At 55.5% G+C, this 18,564-nt stretch carries 17 protein-coding genes, 1 tRNA gene and 1 other RNA gene; 5 read left to right on the top strand and 14 right to left on the bottom strand.

What is annotated here, in order from left to right; translation table 11 throughout:
- Nucleotides 1-11 precede the first annotated feature (11 nt).
- The 6 genes from AC1EKG_RS05320 to ffs all read right to left on the bottom strand — a co-directional run bounded on the left by AC1EKG_RS05320 (nt 12) and on the right by ffs (nt 6,575).
- Nucleotides 12-1,052 (bottom strand): aspartate-semialdehyde dehydrogenase, encoded by a 1,041-nt coding sequence (locus AC1EKG_RS05320; RefSeq protein WP_004806697.1) that lies wholly within the window; start codon nt 1,050-1,052, stop codon nt 12-14.
- Entirely contained in the window at nt 1,049-2,365 is a 1,317-nt protein-coding gene (locus AC1EKG_RS05315; protein WP_004806699.1) for an aspartate kinase, read from the bottom strand. The genes AC1EKG_RS05320 and AC1EKG_RS05315 overlap by 4 nt, the downstream gene beginning before the upstream one ends.
- A gap of 119 nt (nt 2,366-2,484) precedes the next feature.
- Entirely contained in the window at nt 2,485-3,225 is a 741-nt protein-coding gene (locus tag AC1EKG_RS05310; RefSeq protein WP_081499188.1) for an HAD-IIA family hydrolase, read from the bottom strand.
- Nucleotides 3,226-3,331: 106 nt separating this feature from the next.
- Nucleotides 3,332-3,925, bottom strand: a complete 594-nt coding sequence (gene recR / locus AC1EKG_RS05305) for a recombination mediator RecR (RefSeq protein ID WP_004806702.1) — start codon at nt 3,923-3,925, stop codon at nt 3,332-3,334.
- A gap of 2 nt (nt 3,926-3,927) precedes the next feature.
- Nucleotides 3,928-6,423 carry a DNA polymerase III subunit gamma and tau gene (locus tag AC1EKG_RS05300; protein WP_004806704.1) on the bottom strand — a complete coding sequence of 832 codons (2,496 nt, stop codon included), beginning with the start codon at nt 6,421-6,423 and terminating at the stop codon, nt 3,928-3,930.
- 56 nt (nt 6,424-6,479) lie between these two features.
- Nucleotides 6,480-6,575, bottom strand: an RNA gene (gene ffs, locus AC1EKG_RS05295) — signal recognition particle sRNA small type.
- Nucleotides 6,576-6,752: 177 nt separating this feature from the next.
- Here ffs and AC1EKG_RS05290 point away from each other — a divergent pair.
- The 5 genes from AC1EKG_RS05290 (at nt 6,753) to AC1EKG_RS05270 (ending at nt 9,685) form a co-directional block, all read left to right on the top strand.
- Nucleotides 6,753-6,837: transfer RNA gene (locus AC1EKG_RS05290), tRNA-Ser, on the top strand.
- A 148-nt stretch (nt 6,838-6,985) separates the two neighbouring features.
- Nucleotides 6,986-8,113 (top strand): tyrosine-type recombinase/integrase, encoded by a 1,128-nt coding sequence (locus AC1EKG_RS05285; protein WP_481067774.1) that lies wholly within the window; start codon nt 6,986-6,988, stop codon nt 8,111-8,113.
- A 249-nt stretch (nt 8,114-8,362) separates the two neighbouring features.
- Complete coding sequence (locus AC1EKG_RS05280) at nt 8,363-8,695, top strand: hypothetical protein (RefSeq protein ID WP_070454312.1); 333 nt, start codon at nt 8,363-8,365, stop codon at nt 8,693-8,695.
- Between the two features lie 153 nt (nt 8,696-8,848).
- Entirely contained in the window at nt 8,849-9,208 is a 360-nt protein-coding gene (locus AC1EKG_RS05275; protein ID WP_481067773.1) for a hypothetical protein, read from the top strand.
- A gap of 75 nt (nt 9,209-9,283) precedes the next feature.
- Nucleotides 9,284-9,685, top strand: a complete 402-nt coding sequence (locus AC1EKG_RS05270; protein WP_024332449.1) for a helix-turn-helix domain-containing protein — start codon at nt 9,284-9,286, stop codon at nt 9,683-9,685.
- A gap of 55 nt (nt 9,686-9,740) precedes the next feature.
- On the opposite strand, the gene AC1EKG_RS05265 is transcribed toward AC1EKG_RS05270, so the two are convergent.
- The 8 genes from AC1EKG_RS05265 to AC1EKG_RS05230 form a co-directional block, all read right to left on the bottom strand.
- Nucleotides 9,741-10,097 carry a hypothetical protein gene (locus AC1EKG_RS05265; protein WP_024332448.1) on the bottom strand — a complete coding sequence of 119 codons (357 nt, stop codon included), beginning with the start codon at nt 10,095-10,097 and terminating at the stop codon, nt 9,741-9,743.
- A complete protein-coding gene (locus AC1EKG_RS05260; RefSeq protein ID WP_481067772.1) occupies nt 10,094-10,444 on the bottom strand; it encodes a hypothetical protein in 351 nt (116 codons plus the stop codon). Before AC1EKG_RS05260 ends, AC1EKG_RS05265 begins: the two co-directional genes overlap by 4 nt.
- Nucleotides 10,445-11,329 carry a CHAP domain-containing protein gene (locus AC1EKG_RS05255; protein ID WP_481067771.1) on the bottom strand — a complete coding sequence of 295 codons (885 nt, stop codon included), beginning with the start codon at nt 11,327-11,329 and terminating at the stop codon, nt 10,445-10,447.
- Nucleotides 11,330-11,482: 153 nt separating this feature from the next.
- Nucleotides 11,483-12,241: a hypothetical protein gene (locus AC1EKG_RS05250; RefSeq protein WP_481067770.1), complete on the bottom strand. Its 759-nt coding sequence runs from the start codon at nt 12,239-12,241 to the stop codon at nt 11,483-11,485.
- Nucleotides 12,242-12,568: 327 nt separating this feature from the next.
- On the bottom strand, nt 12,569-13,087 hold the full coding sequence (locus AC1EKG_RS05245; RefSeq protein WP_481067769.1) for a hypothetical protein: 519 nt from the start codon (nt 13,085-13,087) through the stop codon (nt 12,569-12,571).
- Nucleotides 13,087-14,211: a hypothetical protein gene (locus AC1EKG_RS05240; protein WP_481067768.1), complete on the bottom strand. Its 1,125-nt coding sequence runs from the start codon at nt 14,209-14,211 to the stop codon at nt 13,087-13,089. Before AC1EKG_RS05240 ends, AC1EKG_RS05245 begins: the two co-directional genes overlap by 1 nt.
- Nucleotides 14,202-15,122: a phage distal tail protein gene (locus AC1EKG_RS05235; protein ID WP_481067767.1), complete on the bottom strand. Its 921-nt coding sequence runs from the start codon at nt 15,120-15,122 to the stop codon at nt 14,202-14,204. The genes AC1EKG_RS05240 and AC1EKG_RS05235 overlap by 10 nt, the downstream gene beginning before the upstream one ends.
- Nucleotides 15,119-18,553 (bottom strand): tape measure protein, encoded by a 3,435-nt coding sequence (locus AC1EKG_RS05230; RefSeq protein WP_481067766.1) that lies wholly within the window; start codon nt 18,551-18,553, stop codon nt 15,119-15,121. Before AC1EKG_RS05230 ends, AC1EKG_RS05235 begins: the two co-directional genes overlap by 4 nt.
- Nucleotides 18,554-18,564 lie beyond the last annotated feature (11 nt).

The raw sequence follows: 18,564 nt of genomic DNA, 5'->3' as shown, positions 1-18,564 counted from the left end.
CCGCAGATGGTTTACAGATCCTTAGCTACCAGTTCCGCAATCTGGATCGCGTTCAGTGCCGCACCCTTGCGCAGGTTGTCAGAGGTGATCACCATGACCAGGCCGTGGCCCTGCGGGGCAGAATAATCCTGCCTGATGCGGCCCACAAGCGAGGGATCCTGCCCGGCCGCCTGCAAAGGCGACGGCACATCCACCAGGCGCACTCCCGGGGCCTTGGCTAACAGGTTCTTGGCTTGCTCCACACTGAGGGCGTCACGGAATTGCGCGTGCACCACCAGCGTGTGCGAAGTAAACACGGGCACGCGAATACAGGTACCGGACACAGGCAAGTCCGCGATTTCAAGAATCTTGCGGGATTCATTGCGCAGCTTCTGTTCTTCGTCGGTTTCCTCAGTGCCATCTTCCACCAGGTTGCCTGCCAACGCCACCACGTTAAACGCGATGGGGTGCACGTACGGGCCAGTTCCTTCTCCGAGATCCACTGCCCCACCGTCAGTGACCAGCCCCGTCAGGTCCTGCTCCACGCCCTTCTTGGTCTGGCTAATCAGAGTCTTCACGCCCGCGAGCCCAGACCCGGAGACTGCCTGATAGGTGGCTACCTGCAACCGGGTCAGCCCAGCCGCATCATGCAACGGCTTCAGCACAGGCATGGCTGCCATGGTCGTACAATTCGGATTCGCAATGATGCCCTTCGGCCGATTCGAAATCTGGTGCGGATTCACCTCCGACACCACCAGGGGAACCTGCGGGTCCTTCCGCCAAGCCGAAGAATTGTCCACCACCACGGCACCGGCGGTGGCAAACTTGGGTGCGAACTCGCGCGAAGCCGCCCCACCCGCACTGAAAATCGCCAAATCTATGCCCGTCAGATCGGCTGTGGCCACGTCCTCGACAGTTACCGCGGTGCCCCGGTAATCCAGCACTTTGCCCGCACTCCGCGAAGAGGCAAAGAAACGCACCTTGTCAGCTGGGAAATCCCGTTCTGCCAGAATCGTTCGCATCACGCGCCCTACCTGGCCAGTTGCTCCTACGACACCCAGGGTCAAACTCATCGTCCCGTACCTCCATAAACTACCGCCTCGGTTTCGGAGGCGTCTAAGCCGAACGCCGAATGTACGGCCCGCACCGCATCATCCAGCTCGTCCAAATCTGTTACCACCGAAATGCGGATCTCGGAAGTAGAAATCATCTCGATATTGATCCCCGCCTGCGAAAGAGCCCCAAACAGTTTCGCTGACACCCCCGGGTTGGTGCGCATACCGGCCCCCACCAAAGACAGGATGCCGATCTCGCGGTTATCCAAAAGCTCGCGGTAGCCCAGTTCCTCCTTCGCATCCGAGATGGCCTGCAGCGTGCGGCGCGAATCGGCCTCGGGAAGAGTAAAAGAGACGTTCGCCCTGCCCTGTTCAGAAACGCCCACGTTCTGCACAATCATGTCAATGTTGGCACCCACAGATGCCACAATTTCAAACAGCTTAGCTGCTGCGCCAGGCTTATCTGGAAGCCCTACCACCGTGATCTTCTCTTGGGAACGATCATGGGCAATGCCGCTAATAATAGGTGCTTCCACGGAATACTCCTCACTGGTTGGAAGGGCTGCCTTAGGAACGACTCCCCGCAGTGCCGCCGAAGCTGGCCCATCGGAAATCCACGTTCCTTCCTTGCTGGAAAAAGACGACCGCACGTGTAGAGGCACACGGTAGCGGCGAGCAAATTCGACCGCCCTCAGGTGCAGGATCTTCGCTCCGTGCGCCGCCAGTTCCAACGTCTCTTCAAAGTCGGCCCGTTGCAGCCTGTGCGCCATGGGCACCACTCGCGGGTCTGCACTAAATAGGCCATCTACATCCGTATATATTTCGCACACGTCCGCGTGCAACGCCTGGGCGAGGGCGACCGCCGTAGTGTCCGAGCCGCCACGGCCAAGGGTGGTCACGTCGTCAAAATCGTTTACCCCTTGGAAACCGGCCACTACCGCAACATTACCGGCCTGAACTGAGCGGGCAATGCGTTCAGGAATGAGGGCGGTGATCGAGGCACGCCCGTACTTCGCATCCGTGTGAATGCCTGCCTGCGGGCCAGTGAACGCGCTAGCTTCCTTACCTTCCGCCGTTATTGCCATGGCCAACAGTGACATGGAGATGCGTTCGCCAGCAGTAAGAAGGATGTCCATCTCGCGTTGCGCCGGTTCAGAAGATACCTGACCTGCCATATCCAGCAGGTCGTCCGTAGTATCCCCCATGGCCGAAACAACCACAACTACCTGGTGGCCCGCGTTAGTAGTGGCCACAACCCGCCTGGCCACTCGTTTGATCGAGTCGACGTCAGCAACGGATGAGCCACCATACTTCTGGACGATAAGTGCCACTTCACTACTCCTTGGGCGCGGTCCCACCACCAGCTAATACAAGTTGCCAGAGGGGTGCCCTAACCTTACGGCTACATACAGAATTGGCAAAATTACTACAATATTTTGAGATTGGATGGTTAAAGCATTTCAACCATGTCGGCGATCGATTCAAAAACCTTAGTGGGCCGGTAAGGGTACTTGAAGATCTCCTCGCGGTCAGTGGAACCAGTCAGCACCAGGTAGGTGCGCAACCCTGCCTCAATACCCGCTTGCACGTCCGTATCCATGCGGTCGCCCACAAAAGCCGTCGTTTCAGAGTGTGCGCCCAACTTGTTCAACCCTGCCCTGATCATCACCGGGTTCGGCTTACCCACAAAGTACGGCTTGTGACCGGTGACCGCTTCAATCATTGCGGCAACAGCGCCGTTAGCGGGCAGGATCCCGTTCTCGGAAGGACCAGACACGTCCGGGTTAGTGGCAATAAATTTGGCACCCTTTTGGATTAGGCGGCAGGCTTGGGTGATCACTTCGAAGGAGTAAGTACGGGTCTCGCCTAACACCACGTATTCGGGGTTGCGATCGGTCATAATGTAGCCGGCCTCGTGGAGGGCAGTGGTAAGTCCTGCCTCGCCAATAACAAAAGCGGTGGACCTGGGTGATTGTTGGGTTAGGAAAGAGGCCGTAGCCAGGGCCGACGTCCAGATGTTCTGTTCGGGCACATCCAACCCCGAATGCGCCAACCTGGCAGACAGATCCCGCGGGGTGAAGATCGAGTTATTGGTGAGCACCAAGAAAGGCTTCTTGTCTTCCTTCAACTTCTCGATAAATTCAGCTGCACCGTTCAAAGCGGTGTTTTCGTGGACAAGAACGCCGTCCATATCCGAAAGCCATGCTTCCGGTTCGGGCAGCTCAGAGACCGGTACGATGGAGTCGAAATCAACCACGATGTGTTCCTTCCTAACAGTGGCTTCCAGTCTACCGGATCTAAACCTGACGACGACCTTCTAAAGCCCTACCCAAAGTTATTTCATCAGCGTATTCAAGGTCCCCACCGACCGGCAGACCAGAGGCCAGGCGGGTAACCTTTAGGCCTAGTGTTCCCAAAGTTCGCGCCAGGAACGTGGCGGTGGCTTCGCCCTCGATATTAGGGTCGGTTGCCAATATGACTTCTTGGACCGTATCCCCACCAAGCCGGGTAAGCAGTTCGCGGATGCGCAGTTGATCAGGCCCCACCCCATTCAGCGGATCGATAGCCCCTCCGAGGACGTGGTACAGGCCCCGGTAGGAGCGGGTGCGTTCGATGACGCCGATGTCTTTCGCTTCTTCTACCACGCAGATTAGCGAGGCATCGCGGCGCGGGTCTGTACATATCTGGCATTCTTCACCTTCGGAAATGTTGCCACAGGTGGTGCAGAAACGTACCGAGGATTTGACCTTGGAAATGGTAGAGGTGAGCAGATCTACGTCCTCGGTATCCATCTCCAGGATGTGAAAGGCGAGCCGTTCAGCCGACTTGGGGCCTATGCCTGGTAGGCGGCCAAGCTCGTCGATTAGGTCTTGCAGGGTACCTTCGTACAAATCTATTCCTTAGTGTCCGAGATGATGCGGGCGCCCAGTATGTCCTCCACCGCGGCCAATCCCACCACCCCCGTGTCTTCAGCTTCAGGATCGTCCGGGCTCACATTGTCGTCAACGTTCTGAACCGGGGCTTCGGGTTGGGCACCCCTCGCCAGGGTCTCCTCGATAATTTCGCGGGCTCCCTGGTGGGTGGGGATAGGGTCCGGGTCAAACTGTGCTACTGGCGGAGTGGGCTGGCCAAATTCTTCGCTTCGCCCAGCCGGATGCTGCGCGTTTATTTTGTGCAGCGGCGTGACGTTCGAGGGCGTCTCCTGCGGCGGGGAAGGTGGGGTAGCAATCGGGCCCCACCCATCATCCGCGTCAGCGGCAGGGGATGAATCAGCATCTGCCCACCCAGGCTCTTGTGGCGCCACTGGCGGTTCAGCTACCTGGGGCCATCCTGGCTGGTCTTCCTGCGGGTCAGGGACCGAGTTGGCGGGTTGCGCAATGGGCCCCCACGAATCGTCCTCCGAATCATCTGCGGGCTCTTCCGGAACTTGCGCAGCGGCCTGCGGTTGAGAACCTCCATTCTGCCTGTGAACTGCATTTACATGCTGATTTTGGTTTTTCTCAGCAGACCCTTGCTTCGAACCTTGAGCGGGTTGGCGCCGCTGCGCCGGGGTGGGATTAGGGTCATCCGCACTGAGGGCAACAACCTGCAGTTTCACCCCTAATACCTGATACAGCGCATTCGAGAGCACCTGAGTGTGGGTACCCGAGTTGAATGCCTGAGCCATCCCCGGGCTCTGGTAGCGGATAGTCAACTGCCCATCCGTCACGGTCCCCAACTGGGCCTGAGTAAGGCGCCCCCAAGTGGAACGGGCATGGTTTTGCGCCAGAAATTCGGTTACCTCCTGCCACCTGTTACGGATCGTTTCCGACGTGGTCCCGTCAGAGGAGGCAGACGGCTGGTTGGCAGGCGCCGGAGAGTCTGGCACTTTCTGCGCCGGCGGCGCTTCGACGGACCGAGGGCGTTCCGATTTCACAGATTCTGGCCGAGCATGCACCTGCATGGTTGCCTCTTGCGAGGGCTGCGGCTTTTCTGGTTCACTCTGAGAATCTTGTCTTCCGGCAGGTTCGGGGCTGGCCGTCTGCGCCTGCTGCGGTTCACCCGCTTCCTCGGCTGGAGCTTGCAAGTTTGGCTGAGCAACCTGCTGTAGCGGCTTTTCTGACTGGGCGGGCGCTGCTGCCTCCCCGCGAGTAGCTGCCGACGATTCCGGCTGCGAGGCCCGGCTAGTCGCGGCCGACTGATTAGCCCCGCCACGCCTCTTAGACAGCATCTGTCTAATAGCTGCCGGCGAATCGGGTAGGTCAGGGTTGGCTACCGCGGTAGCCGCGCTAGGCGCTACCGCCACCGTCTGGGCAGGTAGCAGCAGCTTGGCGATCAACAGTTCCAGCTGCAAACGGGGGCTGATAGCACCCGACATAGCGGTGAGGGCCTCATTTGTCAGATCTGCCGCCCTAGACAAGTCAGCAGCTCCCATCACCTTCGCCTGGGTGAGCATCTGGTCGAGTTCGTCCTGAGGGATGCCCTGCAAGGCTTCGATGGCTCCCCCATTTGATACGGATATAACCAACAGGTCACGAAGGCGCTGCAACAGATCCTCTACGAAACGCCTGGGATCATGGCCGGATTCAATAATGCGTTCCACAATACGGAAAGCACCAGCCCCATCGCGGCCGGCAATCGCGTCAACCGTCTGCGCCAGCAGCGTAGAGTCAGTGTAGCCCAACAGGTGGACAGCCATTTCATAGCTGAGCACTTCGGTGTCACAGCCAGCCATCAGCTGATCAAGTACCCCCAACGTGTCGCGCACAGATCCACCGCCAGCGCGCATGACCAGGTTGAGCACCCCGCCCTCGGGAGAAATTCCTTCTTTAGCGCACATGTCCGCAAGAAAACCGCGCATGATTTCGGGAGGCACAAGGCGGAACGGGTAATGGTGGGTGCGCGATCGGATGGTAGAGATAACCTTCTCGGGTTCCGTGGTAGCAAAAATGAACTTGACGTGTTCGGGCGGCTCTTCCACCAGCTTCAGCAGCGCATTAAACCCAGCCGAGGTGACCATGTGCGCCTCGTCGAGGATGAAGATCTTGAACCTGTCGCGAACGGGAGCGAAAGCGGCACGCTCCCGCAGCTCACGCGCATCATCAACACCGTTGTGCGAGGCAGCATCGATCTCTACAACATCAAGCGAGCCCGGACCACCCGTAGCCAATTCGCGGCACGAATCACACTGGCCACACGGGGTGTCCGTAGGATACTGCGCGCAGTTCAAGCATCGTGCCAAAATGCGGGCGGAGGTAGTCTTACCGCAGCCGCGAGGGCCAGAGAAAAGGTATGCGTGGGTGACCTTTTGCGCCCGAAGGGCAGCCATAAGCGGCTTAGTCACGTGTTCTTGCCCGATCACCTGGTCAAAAGTGTCGGGACGGTAACGGCGATATAGGGCTGTGCTCACGCCTCTACTTTAGAGGGCGTCACCCACATTTGATACTTGGGGCGCCCAGAGCGAAAAATAAGGATCCCTCACGCACCCGGCAGAGCTACCCTATCCTTGCTGCCTTCCGGCCCTGGGGAGGTTCAGGTGATACCGTCACATGAGGGATCGGCTCCAGTGTACACGGCAGTAAGGCTGCTGTGGAACCAGAAGCAGCAACTACTGTCGTGACATGATGCATAGGTGGCGAAAAAGTGCTGCTAAGAACAAGATGTGGCACACCTCCCAGCTTTCTAGTTTTACTAGTCAGGCAGTTTTAAGTAAACTTATTGAAGCGCGTTTGCGTATCTGGAGGATTCGCATAGTGGCCTAGTGCGCACGCTTGGAAAGCGTGTTGGGTGCAAGCCCTCGGGGGTTCGAATCCCCCATCCTCCGCGTTCGCCCCGCTGTTCCGTTGGAATGGCGGGGTTTTTCGTTGCTAGGACGCGGGAAAAGCTCGGTTGGCAATGTTAGTAAGTGTTGCTAAGTGTAGGGATGTGTGAGTATGTTAAGGGCACGTTAGGGCACGCAGGAGGCACGAAAAATGAGCCGCGCATCATGGGGAAAAGTCCGCAAGCTACCATCAGGAAATTTTCAAGCATCGTATATTGCAGAGGGTGGAAGGCGAGTAAACGCGCCAGCAACTTTCACAACCAAAAGGGCAGCGCGCGCCTGGCTCGCCACCCAGCAAGCGCGCATAAGCGCGGAAGAAAACGGGATGGCACCAAAACAGGCTGAAAAGCCGCCCCTACCCGATAAGACTTTGCAGCAAGCCTACAATTTATATTTTGATGCCTGCGAGCGGCGTGGGCTGTCCCCAGGGACCCTGCGCTCCTATCGGAGCCACTGGAACGCGCATATAGCCCCTGCGCTAGGGAAAATGCAGCTACAGGCGATAACCGAAGATGTGATCAAAGGCTGGCTGCAGGGGAAACGTTCCACCTCGGAGAAGAAAAAGGCAGAATCGCTATCCACCCTCCAACGCATCTTACAAGCGGCTGTAGAGCAAAAATGGCTATACGAAAACCCCGCTAAGGACGTGCACCCGACAGCCGGGGCGCGTAAAAAAGCCGCGCGCCGTTCCTACCCGATTTTGACGCACGCGCAGTTAGAGGCTATCCGCGCCGCTATGCCCCCTGCCTGTGCTATCGCTGTAGATTTGGGGGCTTGGTGCGCCTTGCGCTCTGGTGAGGTATGCGCCTTGCGGCGCAAGGATATTGACCTTGTGGAAGGCGTTATAAAGGTGCGCAGGGCAGTAAAACAGGGGGTCCGGGGGGAATGGTTCGAGGGGCCCCCGAAAAGTGCTGCAGGCGTGCGTGACGTTGCCTTGCCGCCCTCGATCCTAGCGCGCCTGAAAGATCACATGAGCAAGTATGTGCAAAGCTCCAGAGAGGCGCTAATCATTCACTATCCCGGCAAGCCGGATGAATTTCTGCGAGGTAAGCATCTAAAAAACCGCTTCGATAAGGCGGTAAAGGCCGCAGGGTTGCCGCGTATGCGCTTCCACGATTTGAGACATACAGGCCTTACGGCTTTTGCGCGTGCTGGTGCTACTGCTGCTGAGCTTATGCACCGAGCGGGGCATAGTGATATCCAGACTGCGATGATTTATCAGCACGCAGAATTAGCGCGGGATAGGCAGCTTGCCGCCGCTATGGACACGGTTATCTAAGGGGTGCTAGAGTGTAGGCATTCCCCGCGAAAGCGGGGGTAACCCGTAACAGGGGCAACGCTTAGGTGTTGTTATTTCATATTCCCCGCGAAAGCGGGGGTAACCCGTAAGGTCTGGTCTTTTTGGCCGGGCCTTATTTTTTGTTGCGTAGGTCACGTGCTCACACCTTGCAATGTCGCACCGTGCGACATATACTTGTTCTTGTAAGGCAGTTCAAAGCCTTACAGCACAACATGAAAGGAAATAAAAATGGCTATCGACTACAACACCAAAATCAAAAAGCTACTCGCCGGCGAACGCGTCGAACTATCCCTAGAAGGCAATGGCGCAGCCTACACTAGGTTCGAGTACTGGACCCTAGAAGACATCAAAGAGATTGGCTGGTCTGGCACCTGCTTTGGAGTTCTAACTCGCGAGCCAAACCCCGATGAAAACAGCGAAGAACCCTACGTTGGCATGTTCTACTACTTCAACGAAGTTGACGAAATTGGCAGTCAGTTCGGGCCTTTCGACTTCGATGAAAACTGGGAGCAGCTAGATCTGTTTGAATCTGCTGAATGCGGCGAACCCGTTTACGTGTAACCGACGCGGGCTTGCTGGTCTAAACAAGGCTGGCAAGCCCACCCACCCAGGGCAGTAAAAAATACATCCCAAATAGACTTGCAATGTCGCACGGTGCGACATATAATAATGGTGTAAGGCAAAAGCCACACAACAACATGAAAGGCCCCGAAAATGGAAAACCGCACTATCGCCCTAACTCACATCTCCTTCCTCCTGCAAGATGCCATAACCGAAGCCTTTACCGAATGGCTCAAAGATACCGACCTAGCCGCTGAACAGGCCCGCAAGGCTGGGATAAGCGACCTCATGCGAGAAGACGTTACAGCCAGCACCCTAGAGGCACTAGAGGCATCTTTTGCCGTGTTTGAAACCGAACAAGCAACCTGGGAAATGCTAGGCAAGCCAAATGGCGGCGATAGCGTAACCGCTAGTATTCTGCAGGCGTGGCTAGAATCCCCCGCCGGTAAAACCGCTTTCACGCAAGGCTTCCTCAAGGCCACCGAGGCCCTAGAAAAGCCAGCGGGCAACTAAACAGGCAGGTAGGCTCGCTAGCAGTATCCACGCTGTTAGCGAGCCGCCTAAAAGGCAGCGAGAGGCAGAATAAGATTGAACTCAGCAACCTTCAAAACTTACCGTGAAACCCTAGGATTAGAGGTTAAAGACCTCGCAGCCTGGATGGGCGTCGACCGAAAAACCGTGCAAAGGTGGGAAAACCCGCAAGCGGGCGATGTCCCGGCGTGGGCAGCACGAAAAATGCTAGAGCGCTGGGACCGGCTAATTTTCTCCATTAGCTCAGCTTTAGAGTATTTAGACCAACAAGAGCAGGAGCAGGGCAGCGCCCCCGAGGCCGTGGAAATGCAGCGGTTTAAAACCGATGCGTCTTGCCAGCGCGTAAACGGGCTCGGAACTGATGCTAAACGACACGCTATTAGCGTAGGGATAATTGCCGCCGCCTTGCAGGCTGGAGGCTATGAAACCCGGCTAGATTGGGTGCCAGTAGAGCCATAAAAGGGGCATAGAAAAGCGAGGGCCGAAAACCCAGCCCCCGCTAATCTTGCCCGCCTCAGTGGCGTTTACAACGATCCGTTTTTAGCTCAAGATTCCTCATGCGCGCGTGCACGTCCTCATCTTGTATGGCCTGCTCACGCCGGTAAGACTCCATATCCTTTTTCACCTCTCCAACCTGGTGCCCAAGCCCTTTGATCTGCACTAGCGCCTTGTCGAGGCGTTCCTCGTTTTGCACTAGAAGCTTTTCAATGCGGTTAACCGCGTCTCGCAGGCTCGATCCGTGGTTGGTTTTTAGTTCCTTGGTGTTATGCTCAACGCGCTTTATTTTGCTCACTCCAGCAATTGCAGTAATAAAGGCTGCACAGCCCCCGAACCCTCCGAGGGCTACAACCGCGTCTATAAAACCGCTCACTCCTGCTTTTCATCCCTTTCGCGGCTTGCCACATGCCTACCTGAGGGCAGGGTAGTCTTATCGCGGATAAGGTCCCAGAATGCAGCCGGTAGCGCGTGATAGGCCAGCTGTCCGGCCCCGGCCACGAGCCCGAAATTCATTAGCACGAATTGCCAGGCATCCGGGTATTTCACGAAAATGAAAACCGCTATAGCAACGGCTACGTACACCGTGTAAACGATTGCGAGCTTCACGTTTTTGCGCATCCGGTAGGTTGTGCACAAGCTGATAATAAAATTCGCGATAGGGCCACAGATAGCAGCAAGCGCTATCGGGTCAATATGTTGCAAAACCGTTGTGCTACCCATTTATGCCGACCTCTTAAAAAGTTGCTTGTTGATTGCGCGCTGCATTGCTTTTACCGTGGCAGGACCAACGTAGGAGTCTTGGGTTTGCCCGTAGAATTTTTGGATTGCGCGTGCCAGGGCGGGGCCGGCTATGCCGTCTTTTTCGCCCCAGTAGCATTTTTCGCGGCGTAACCATTCCTGCATTTTTGCGATGAGCTGGGAACCTTGCGCAGTTTCGCCTTCCCACTGCCACCCAGAGCCGGGGAAATCCGCAGCCGGGTAGTATTCACGATTCGGTGCGTATTGGCTAGATACCATGCCGTCGCGGGGTGATCCCATGATTTTTTGCCATGCTGCCGTGGTACTCTTGCCCCAATCCCCATCAACAGCGAGTACCCCAACCGGGTATGCTGCCGGGGCGGGCGCGCCCGTGTAGGGTGGGTGAATTAGCGCGCAAACATCCTCGCGATCTCGCACTCTCCGGTAAACCCCGCCCCCGTTTGACTGTGAGCCGTAAGCGCCGGAGCTGGTGTTGCCCTCGATGGTTTGGAGCTTGCCCCAATATTTGATTTCTAGAATGCCGATGTGGTCGGCTATGCCGTCCCCATCCCAGTCGAAGCAAACTAGGTCGCCGGGCCGGGCATTCCCCCAGCTGACAAGCCACCCGTTAGCGCGCGCGGTTGCGATCCGCCCTGGCACGTAGGCAGAATCAAAATTAGTAACCCCCACCTGACGCAGGCACCAAGTCACGAACATGTCACAGTATGGCACCCCGGATGCGCCGAAATATGCGCCATGCCGGGCCCCATAATCGCGCCCATACTTCGTGCCCTCAGCCGGATCATTCCACCTGTTATAGCCAAGCTGAGAGGCAGCAACTCTAAGTAAATCTACAGCAGTACCCATAATTATTTATAATCAATCTCTAGAATTTCAGCAGTATCATTAGGGGACTTATCGCCCGTGTCACCATGCGCTAAAAGCGCCTTATATTCATCAGTGGTAGACATTCAATTATCCTTACGACTAACATAAATATCCCTTATAGGATATCTGAAATTAGTTGCACTCCCAAGAGAGCGTAGGAATAGCCAGGCCACTATACCCGTCAGTATTAATAGTCGCATTAGTACCGGGACGCAGCTGTATCACCCCGTCAGACTGCACAGTAATAATATTAGCCACGTTATTTATAACCGCGTCCCCGGTGAACGGCGAAAAAGTAGATTTAAACTGATGCTTAGGCCTAAACCCTGCAGGAATAATAGTGCCCATCGAATACCACCCACTATTAGCGCGTAATGACTTTTGCGAGCGAGCGTTGAAATGAGCAGAGGGCATTATGACAAGGTTGCCAATTTTGAATAGAGTGGCGCGGCTCCACCACCCATTCCCCTCTTGAAGGCGGGCAGTAGTAATCATTTCCTGAATACTTGGGACCTCGTTAATCTGCCTCATAGGGGTTTCAGCATTAGCAAAATACAGGCCATTATCGCTCTTTTGATAGATGAAACAGCCGCCCCGCTTAGAACCATCGCCCTTATTTTGAATAAACGCGGTAGACACATCCAGAGTTTCATTAGCGTCATGCGTGTAAATAATGCTGCCACTAACGCCGGTTGCAGGCGCAAAATGGAAGTACGAGCGAGGAATATCTATAGCCCGTTGCGTATTCTTAGGCACCCGGATAGTCACAAGTCGCAGCGCGTTCGGGGTATCCAAACGAGCAGGAGAAGGACTAATAGAGGGCGTACCGACCTTGTAGATAACCTCTACCTCTGAGTCATCATGGTTATCTACCTGGTAATCATGCTGCACAACATAAATAGAATCTATACGATCATAAACGCTATGCCCCGGCTCTAACCTTTGCGTAAAACGCCCAATAGTCGGGATATACCAACCTTCTTGCCCATCCTTTATCGCTAAGGTTTCCGCACTGAAAATAACATCCATTGAATTATCCGAGCAAGTAAAATTACGGCTATTTTGAGCCCCTATAATGCCCTCGTGCGAGGCAACCATGCTTAGGGAGCTCCTTAGCTCTGCAGGAGATACCACGCCTTTAGGAATGTTCCGGCTCTTGTCAAATCCTGAAACTATGCCGCGCTTATTAGCCAACTTTCACACCCAACCTAAAAGATTTTATTTGCTTACAGCCGCGAAAACGTCTAACGCAGCCCAGTTATCACCAGTATAACTACCCGGATTATTACCCGCGCGCGCCTGCAAAACAATAGAGATTTCATCGCGCGGCTGCACCTGCAGCACGGTTGAAAACTGTCCTAAAAGGTGAAAAGTGCCCATATTATCTGGCACTCTTGGCAGCGGCCTAGACTGATTGCCGCGAATTATTATTCTAAAACTTGCCTGATCCGAATGTGGCGCGCCTGCGGAATTGTAAAACCCGGTTAGAGCGGCAAATACTTGGAGCTTGCTTTTACCTTCAGGGATAATAATACGGTTTGAAATGATGTTGCCTTTGGCGGTCCATTTCGCCGCCTCCCAGTGGTAGCTAATGACTTCTGCCCGCGCCTCAAGACCTTTCAGTGTACCGTTGAGCTGCCCAGAGGTTACCGCCTGCAAATCAGCGATAGCATTAGCGTGCGAGCGCAGCCTGTCTGGGACCGCTGAAGCATCCGAGCTTATAGGCCTGTATTCCATTATGCTTTTACCTCCCTGCAAGCGAATGTGATCCACTCCGAGGCATCCCCGCTAAGCTCAAGCACCTTCAGACGGTAGCGTTTACTGCCTAGGTATTCATCTTCAAGCTGTAGTGCGAGGTGATCTCCCACCCTTACTAGATCGGCAAAGGCACGCCCGGTTTCATCCCACCGCGCGGCTTTAAAACTAATCGCCTCAAGGCTTTGCGAGGCAGATTGGGTGCCCGCCTGCGCATACCCTTTTAGCGTGCCTAATTCCTTTACGGTGGAATGTGTAGAATCCGCTAATTGCAGGAGAGGCCACCCGGCCCGCTCTAGCGTCGTATCATGGGAGCGCGCCATTAGAATTTTGTCGGCTTGCCCACCGGCTTTCGCCCAAATATCGGTGCCTATTTCTGCCGCGTCCTCAGACACTTTAATATCTGTGACGGGGGTGAGAGCGCGGCGTTGATCCCAAGAGTGCCTACCCGTCACTAGCTCAGGATCACCCATTTCTAGCAGAAAATTAATCCGCTGGCCCCCGTCTATAAGCCGAGGGGTAAAACGATATTCCGGCCCGCCAAGCACGTTAGCGAGGTCATCTATGCGAGTAGCAACTGTTGCAAGGTCTGCACCTAAATAGCTTCGTTGGTTCCACCCTGAGCTATCAGGAGGTGGCACGCTACAGGGCAGGTTACCCCACTTTTTCGCCTCTAAAACGAGCGCCCGCATAATATTCCTCAGCGAGCCGGCTAGGTTTAGCGTCCAATCTTTCGGTAACCCATTTTCGCCGCCCTCCAAGGTAGCAGAGGTAAAACCCCGTAAGGCTGCAGGCAGTACTAGACGACGCTTCAAAAGGTCCTGAAAGCCCCCACAGTCCAGCGTTAGAACCTGCTTTGCGGCGTCCCAGTCACGCTTAAACACCGGGCCCGCATGGATGATACGTCCTGCAGAAACTAGCGCTAGGATGGTCCGCCAGGGTGCGGTGTCGACCCTAAGATGCATCCCCCTAGTGTCCTCTGTAAAAGGCACTGTTACTGAGAGAGAACCGGGAGCATTTACTTGCTCCTTCCAGCTCCAAGAGCTTGCAGGCAAGCGCATAAGATACGCGCCGGTTAGAGTGTCAAATACTTCGATTACGTCCATGAGGCAAGCCACCTTACACGCCAATTTGTAGAATCCGAGGCGGAAAAAGTCACCGTGTTATCGCCCGGTTCGAGTTGGAAAAATTCATCTTTCGTAAGGTGCGCTGTAGAGACTTCACCCTCACCTACATACACGCGCCCGGTGCGAGAATCTACACGCACCGATTGCCCACTACTTATGTGGCCTTCGTAGCGGATAGCGCGCCCATTGTGCGCCCATTCCGCCCAATACAGGGGGCCGTCAGCCTCCAATATAGGCCATACAGCAAGGTTGCCCCTGTTATGCGGCGCAAGCGCGTTCGTGTAGCCCGCGTCCGTGAAACGAGCCGTGGGCCCGCGCGTGGAAGCTACGAGATCGTGGTATGCCTGATCGAACAGCGGAAAAAGCAAACCGCCCTCGATGGCAGCACCCCACCGACCCCCGAGATGCTCAAACTCGCTAAAATCAAGTAGGTCATCGAAGCCGACCCCGGCATATTTCAGCGGGTCCGCACAGGTAATAATTAGAGTGTATGCCCAGGTTAGAGGGCCAAGCCGCTTGATAACCGGCTGCTGGGAGATATACCCGCGCACATGGTAGTACTGGCCGTCATCATCTAGTACAACAAGGCGTATTTTTTGGTTAGCGACGCTCATAACCCTCTGGTGGGATGCCACCCCATCATTTAGCGAGGTAGCAACATAATAAAAATGTAGGGTTATAACCCTTGCGCCAAGTAGCAGATTATGGGGCATAAAAGCCCCGTTAGCCTGCGGTCGCAGCACCTCTTCCACGCGCGGGGCCGGGGCCTCATACCACCCAGCCAGCGCCCCGTCCGAGTGCGTAGCGAGCCCGTAAAAGCCCGCCGCCGCCTCAGGTGCGCCCTGCGCAGTAAAAAGACTTTTACCGCCAACAAAAACCGTTACATTCATGCGATAACCCCTAGCTCCTGCCTTGTGCGAGTATTGAAATACCTTGCCGCCGCCTCTGGATCATCCGCGCGCACATTGAACGTCTGAGTGACAACATTGCGGGCCATGCCAGCCCCGCCGGCTGCAGCATTTCCAGCTACCGAGACCGCCGCGCGCACGCCCTGCAAGCCCTGTAATTCCTCTTGCGCGCCGTCCACAAGTTCGCTCATGGCCCCGCGCGCGCTACTTATACGAGTGGTAATACCAACGGCGATGCCCTCTGAGATCATCGCGCCTACCTGATCCCTGAAAACGCGTGACGGGGAATGTATGCCAAGCTTGCTTTTTGCCCAAGAAACGATGCTACCGAGGGCGTTAGATACGAGGGATCGTAGCCACCCGATAGCCCCGGAAATGCCCCGCCAAAGCCCGGTAATAATATTCCTGCCTGTTTGCACTAGCCAGCTGCCAGCACCAGCTACCGCACCCCACACAGCCGATCTAATGCGCCCTAAAACGCCTGCAAGGCGGCTAATAGCACCAGAGGCAAACCCCACAAGGTTATTCCACACGCCACTAAAGAATGAGGAAACCCATCCCCATACGCTTGCCCAAATACCGCGAATAGCGCCCGTAACAGCGGCGATAATGGAGCGTATGCGGTTAATGATTGGGGTAAAGAACGCGACAATACCATTCCAAATGGCGGTGAAAAACGAGGAAACCCAACCCCATACGCTCGCCCAAATACCACGCACAAACTCAATGCCAGTACTTATAACTGTGGTTATAGTCGTAATGATTGGGGTCAAAAACGCGACTATACCATTCCACACCCACATTACCGCCGCGCTAATACCCTGCCAGATAGTTAATAGCACCGCCGCGAACACAATTATGAGGTTCTTAATGAACTCTATGGCGGGGGCAAAAATGGCCTTGATAGCCTCCCATGCGGTAAACACGACCGTTTTGATGTTTTCCCACAGCCCGCTAAAGAACGCCGCCAAACCCTGCCATATAGCAACAGCGGTGGCTTTGATAGCCTGCCAGGCAGTAGTTAGGTAGACAGTGAAAACTCTCCATGCCTTCCTGCCTGCCTCGGTTTGCGTGAAAAACCAAACCAACGCAGCAACCAAGGCCGCGATACCTGCCACAACCAAAACTATCGGGTTAATTGCCATTACCGCGTTAAACGCTGCCTGAGCTACCGCCGCTATTCTTAGCTTGCTTGACAGCCCTCCGAGAGCAACCTTGGTTAGGGCAGTTGCAGCCGTGATAGCTCTTTGCGCAACAGCCGCGCCCTTTAGCGCAAACGAGAGGGTACCGAATGCTGCTTTAGTTATAGCGGTAGCGGCGGTGGCAGCGGTAGTAACGGTCTTGTACAGCCCCCACGCGCCCACCAGGCCAGTTAACACTACCTGCAGGGCAGTCATAGCGACCTTGTTGCCGCTGATCTTTGCTGCCAGATCTGCGAGGGCACCTAGTACGCTAAGCGCCGCATTCAACAGCACCCCACCAAGAGAGGCAGCAAGCGACCCCACCAACCCCACAATCGGGGCGATAGTATCGCCAAGCCTACCGAGTAGGTCAGAGATGCCACCGAGGGCATTTTGCGCGCCCGCACCGCTACCACTAAACGCGGTAGCAAGCTTATTAGCTACCTGACTTAGCGCATCCTGCAGCTTTTTCGAGTTCGCGACCATGGACCCGAAAATAGCGATAACCCACAGGCCCGGCCCGCCAACGCCCTTGAACGCGCCCCCAATTAGAGGCAGTTTAGTAAGCAAGGGTGTGATAGCGGCCCCTACCATTGGCATAAGGCTAGCTATGTGCCCGATAGTTGCAGAAAATGCTTTCGAGCCCGGTCCGGATGCTGCCCTATCGAAGGCATCGCCTATTTTGCCTATTGCTGCCCCAACCCGGTCAAGCGCGCCCGATATTTTCTCAGGTCCAACAGCCTGGATTATAGAGGCCATAGCCCCGGTAATGCGCGTCTTAAGGTTAGTCCAGGCGGTTTGAATGCCCTTTGACGCGTCTTTAGCTTGCTTGGCAAACGAGGCGAACTTGCTCCCACCCTCGTCATTTAGTTTCACCATGGCTTTATTTACATCTTCCATGGTGAGCTTGCCATCTCGCAGCGCGTCGTACAGGTCAAAACCGCTCTTGCCAGCCCCTAAAAGCGATTCGGCAAGCTGATTCATTTGCGCTGGCATAACCTCCATAAGGGTCTTCCAGCTCAGCATGTCAACTTTGCCCGTTGCGAGCATTTGCGTGTACTGCTGCATCGCGCGGGACTGATCCGCCGTAGACTTACCAGATGCAACGAGCATGTTATTAAAGGCAAGTCCGACGTTAGTCGCCTCGTCTAGCGAGCCTGTCAGCGGCGCTATCTGCTGCACCAGCGGCATAATATCCTGCAAGCTGGTAGGCAAGCCGCGTAGCTTTTCAGAGAGCTTTTTAGCAGACTTTGCCGCGTCCGAGGCCGAATACCCCAGGTTGGCCATAATACGAGGGAAATTATTAAGCGTATCCACCCTAGAGACTGCAGAGCCGATAGAGCCGGTTAGGGTAGTGCCTATTGCTGCCGCCGCCCCGATAGCGACTTTCCCCGCTGCCCGTAGCGTACTATTTACGCCTCGGTCTACAGCTTTGCCTACTCGCATAACCGGCGCGGTAGCATTATTGAACCTTGTGCTAATCGCACTTGCCGCATTGGTGACAGCCCCGCTAACGCGCCCGAAAGCCTCAGCTACCGCTTTAGGCATGTGCAAGCTAGGTAGCTGCATGGACTGCCTGAGTGCCCTTGCTTCTGCTGCTGCCTTTCTTGCTTCTGCTGCTACTTTTTCTTGCGCGCTAGCGTACCTGGTGGCTGCTGCCTTAGCTTCCTCCTGAGCCTTAGCAACCTTTGCGGTAGCTTCAGCCTGCGACTTTTCCGCCTGACTAACCTTATGCTGTGCCCGCTCTAAAGCCTCTTCCTTAGCGCGCACATTATCGGATGCGGTAGCTGCCTTACGCTTTGCCGCCTCTAGTCTCTCAGCGGCGGCGACAGCCTGCGAACTTTCATCCCCATACTTTTTGACTGCCTCAGCTAGCTTGGTTTCTGCAACCCTAATAGCACCATTCGCATTAGCGGACTGCCGGCGCGCGTTCGCTAAAGCGCGCTCAGCGTTCGCAGCCGCCGCCCTCGCAGCAGACACGCGCCCCCCGGCTTTACCTGCCAGAGCTTGCAGGGTAGAGAGCTCCTTAGCTGCCTTATTAGAGCTCTTTTGCAGCTCTTCAAGGGCAGGGGAACCTATCCCTTTAGAGGCCGCGCCAACACTCTTTTTAAGCTGGCTCCCGAACATTTCGCCGGTTTTTTTCGCAGCCTTATTAGTGGCAGAGCGTACCCCTTTGAAAGTAGGGAATACGCTTACAGCAGCACTACCAACTAAAATATTTCTGCCTGCCACCTAATTAACCC

It is taken from the genome of Winkia sp. C0117E2, assembly GCF_056590455.1.
This window is presented reverse-complemented; position numbering and strand designations above follow the sequence as displayed.

Excerpts from the sequence above, each read along its gene's own strand:
- AC1EKG_RS05310 (WP_081499188.1), bottom strand. The coding sequence starts at position 3,225 with ATGGACGGCGTTCTTGTCCACGAAAACACCGCTTTGAACGGTGCAGCT.
- AC1EKG_RS05285 (WP_481067774.1), top strand. The coding sequence starts at position 6,986 with ATGAGCCGCGCATCATGGGGAAAAGTCCGCAAGCTACCATCAGGAAAT.
- AC1EKG_RS05280 (WP_070454312.1), top strand. The coding sequence starts at position 8,363 with ATGGCTATCGACTACAACACCAAAATCAAAAAGCTACTCGCCGGCGAA.
- AC1EKG_RS05275 (WP_481067773.1), top strand. The coding sequence starts at position 8,849 with ATGGAAAACCGCACTATCGCCCTAACTCACATCTCCTTCCTCCTGCAA.
- AC1EKG_RS05255 (WP_481067771.1), bottom strand. The coding sequence starts at position 11,329 with ATGGGTACTGCTGTAGATTTACTTAGAGTTGCTGCCTCTCAGCTTGGC.
- AC1EKG_RS05260 (WP_481067772.1), bottom strand. The coding sequence starts at position 10,444 with ATGGGTAGCACAACGGTTTTGCAACATATTGACCCGATAGCGCTTGCT.
- AC1EKG_RS05320 (WP_004806697.1), bottom strand. The coding sequence starts at position 1,052 with ATGAGTTTGACCCTGGGTGTCGTAGGAGCAACTGGCCAGGTAGGGCGC.
- AC1EKG_RS05235 (WP_481067767.1), bottom strand. The coding sequence starts at position 15,122 with ATGAATGTAACGGTTTTTGTTGGCGGTAAAAGTCTTTTTACTGCGCAG.
- AC1EKG_RS05245 (WP_481067769.1), bottom strand. The coding sequence starts at position 13,087 with ATGGAATACAGGCCTATAAGCTCGGATGCTTCAGCGGTCCCAGACAGG.
- AC1EKG_RS05240 (WP_481067768.1), bottom strand. The coding sequence starts at position 14,211 with ATGGACGTAATCGAAGTATTTGACACTCTAACCGGCGCGTATCTTATG.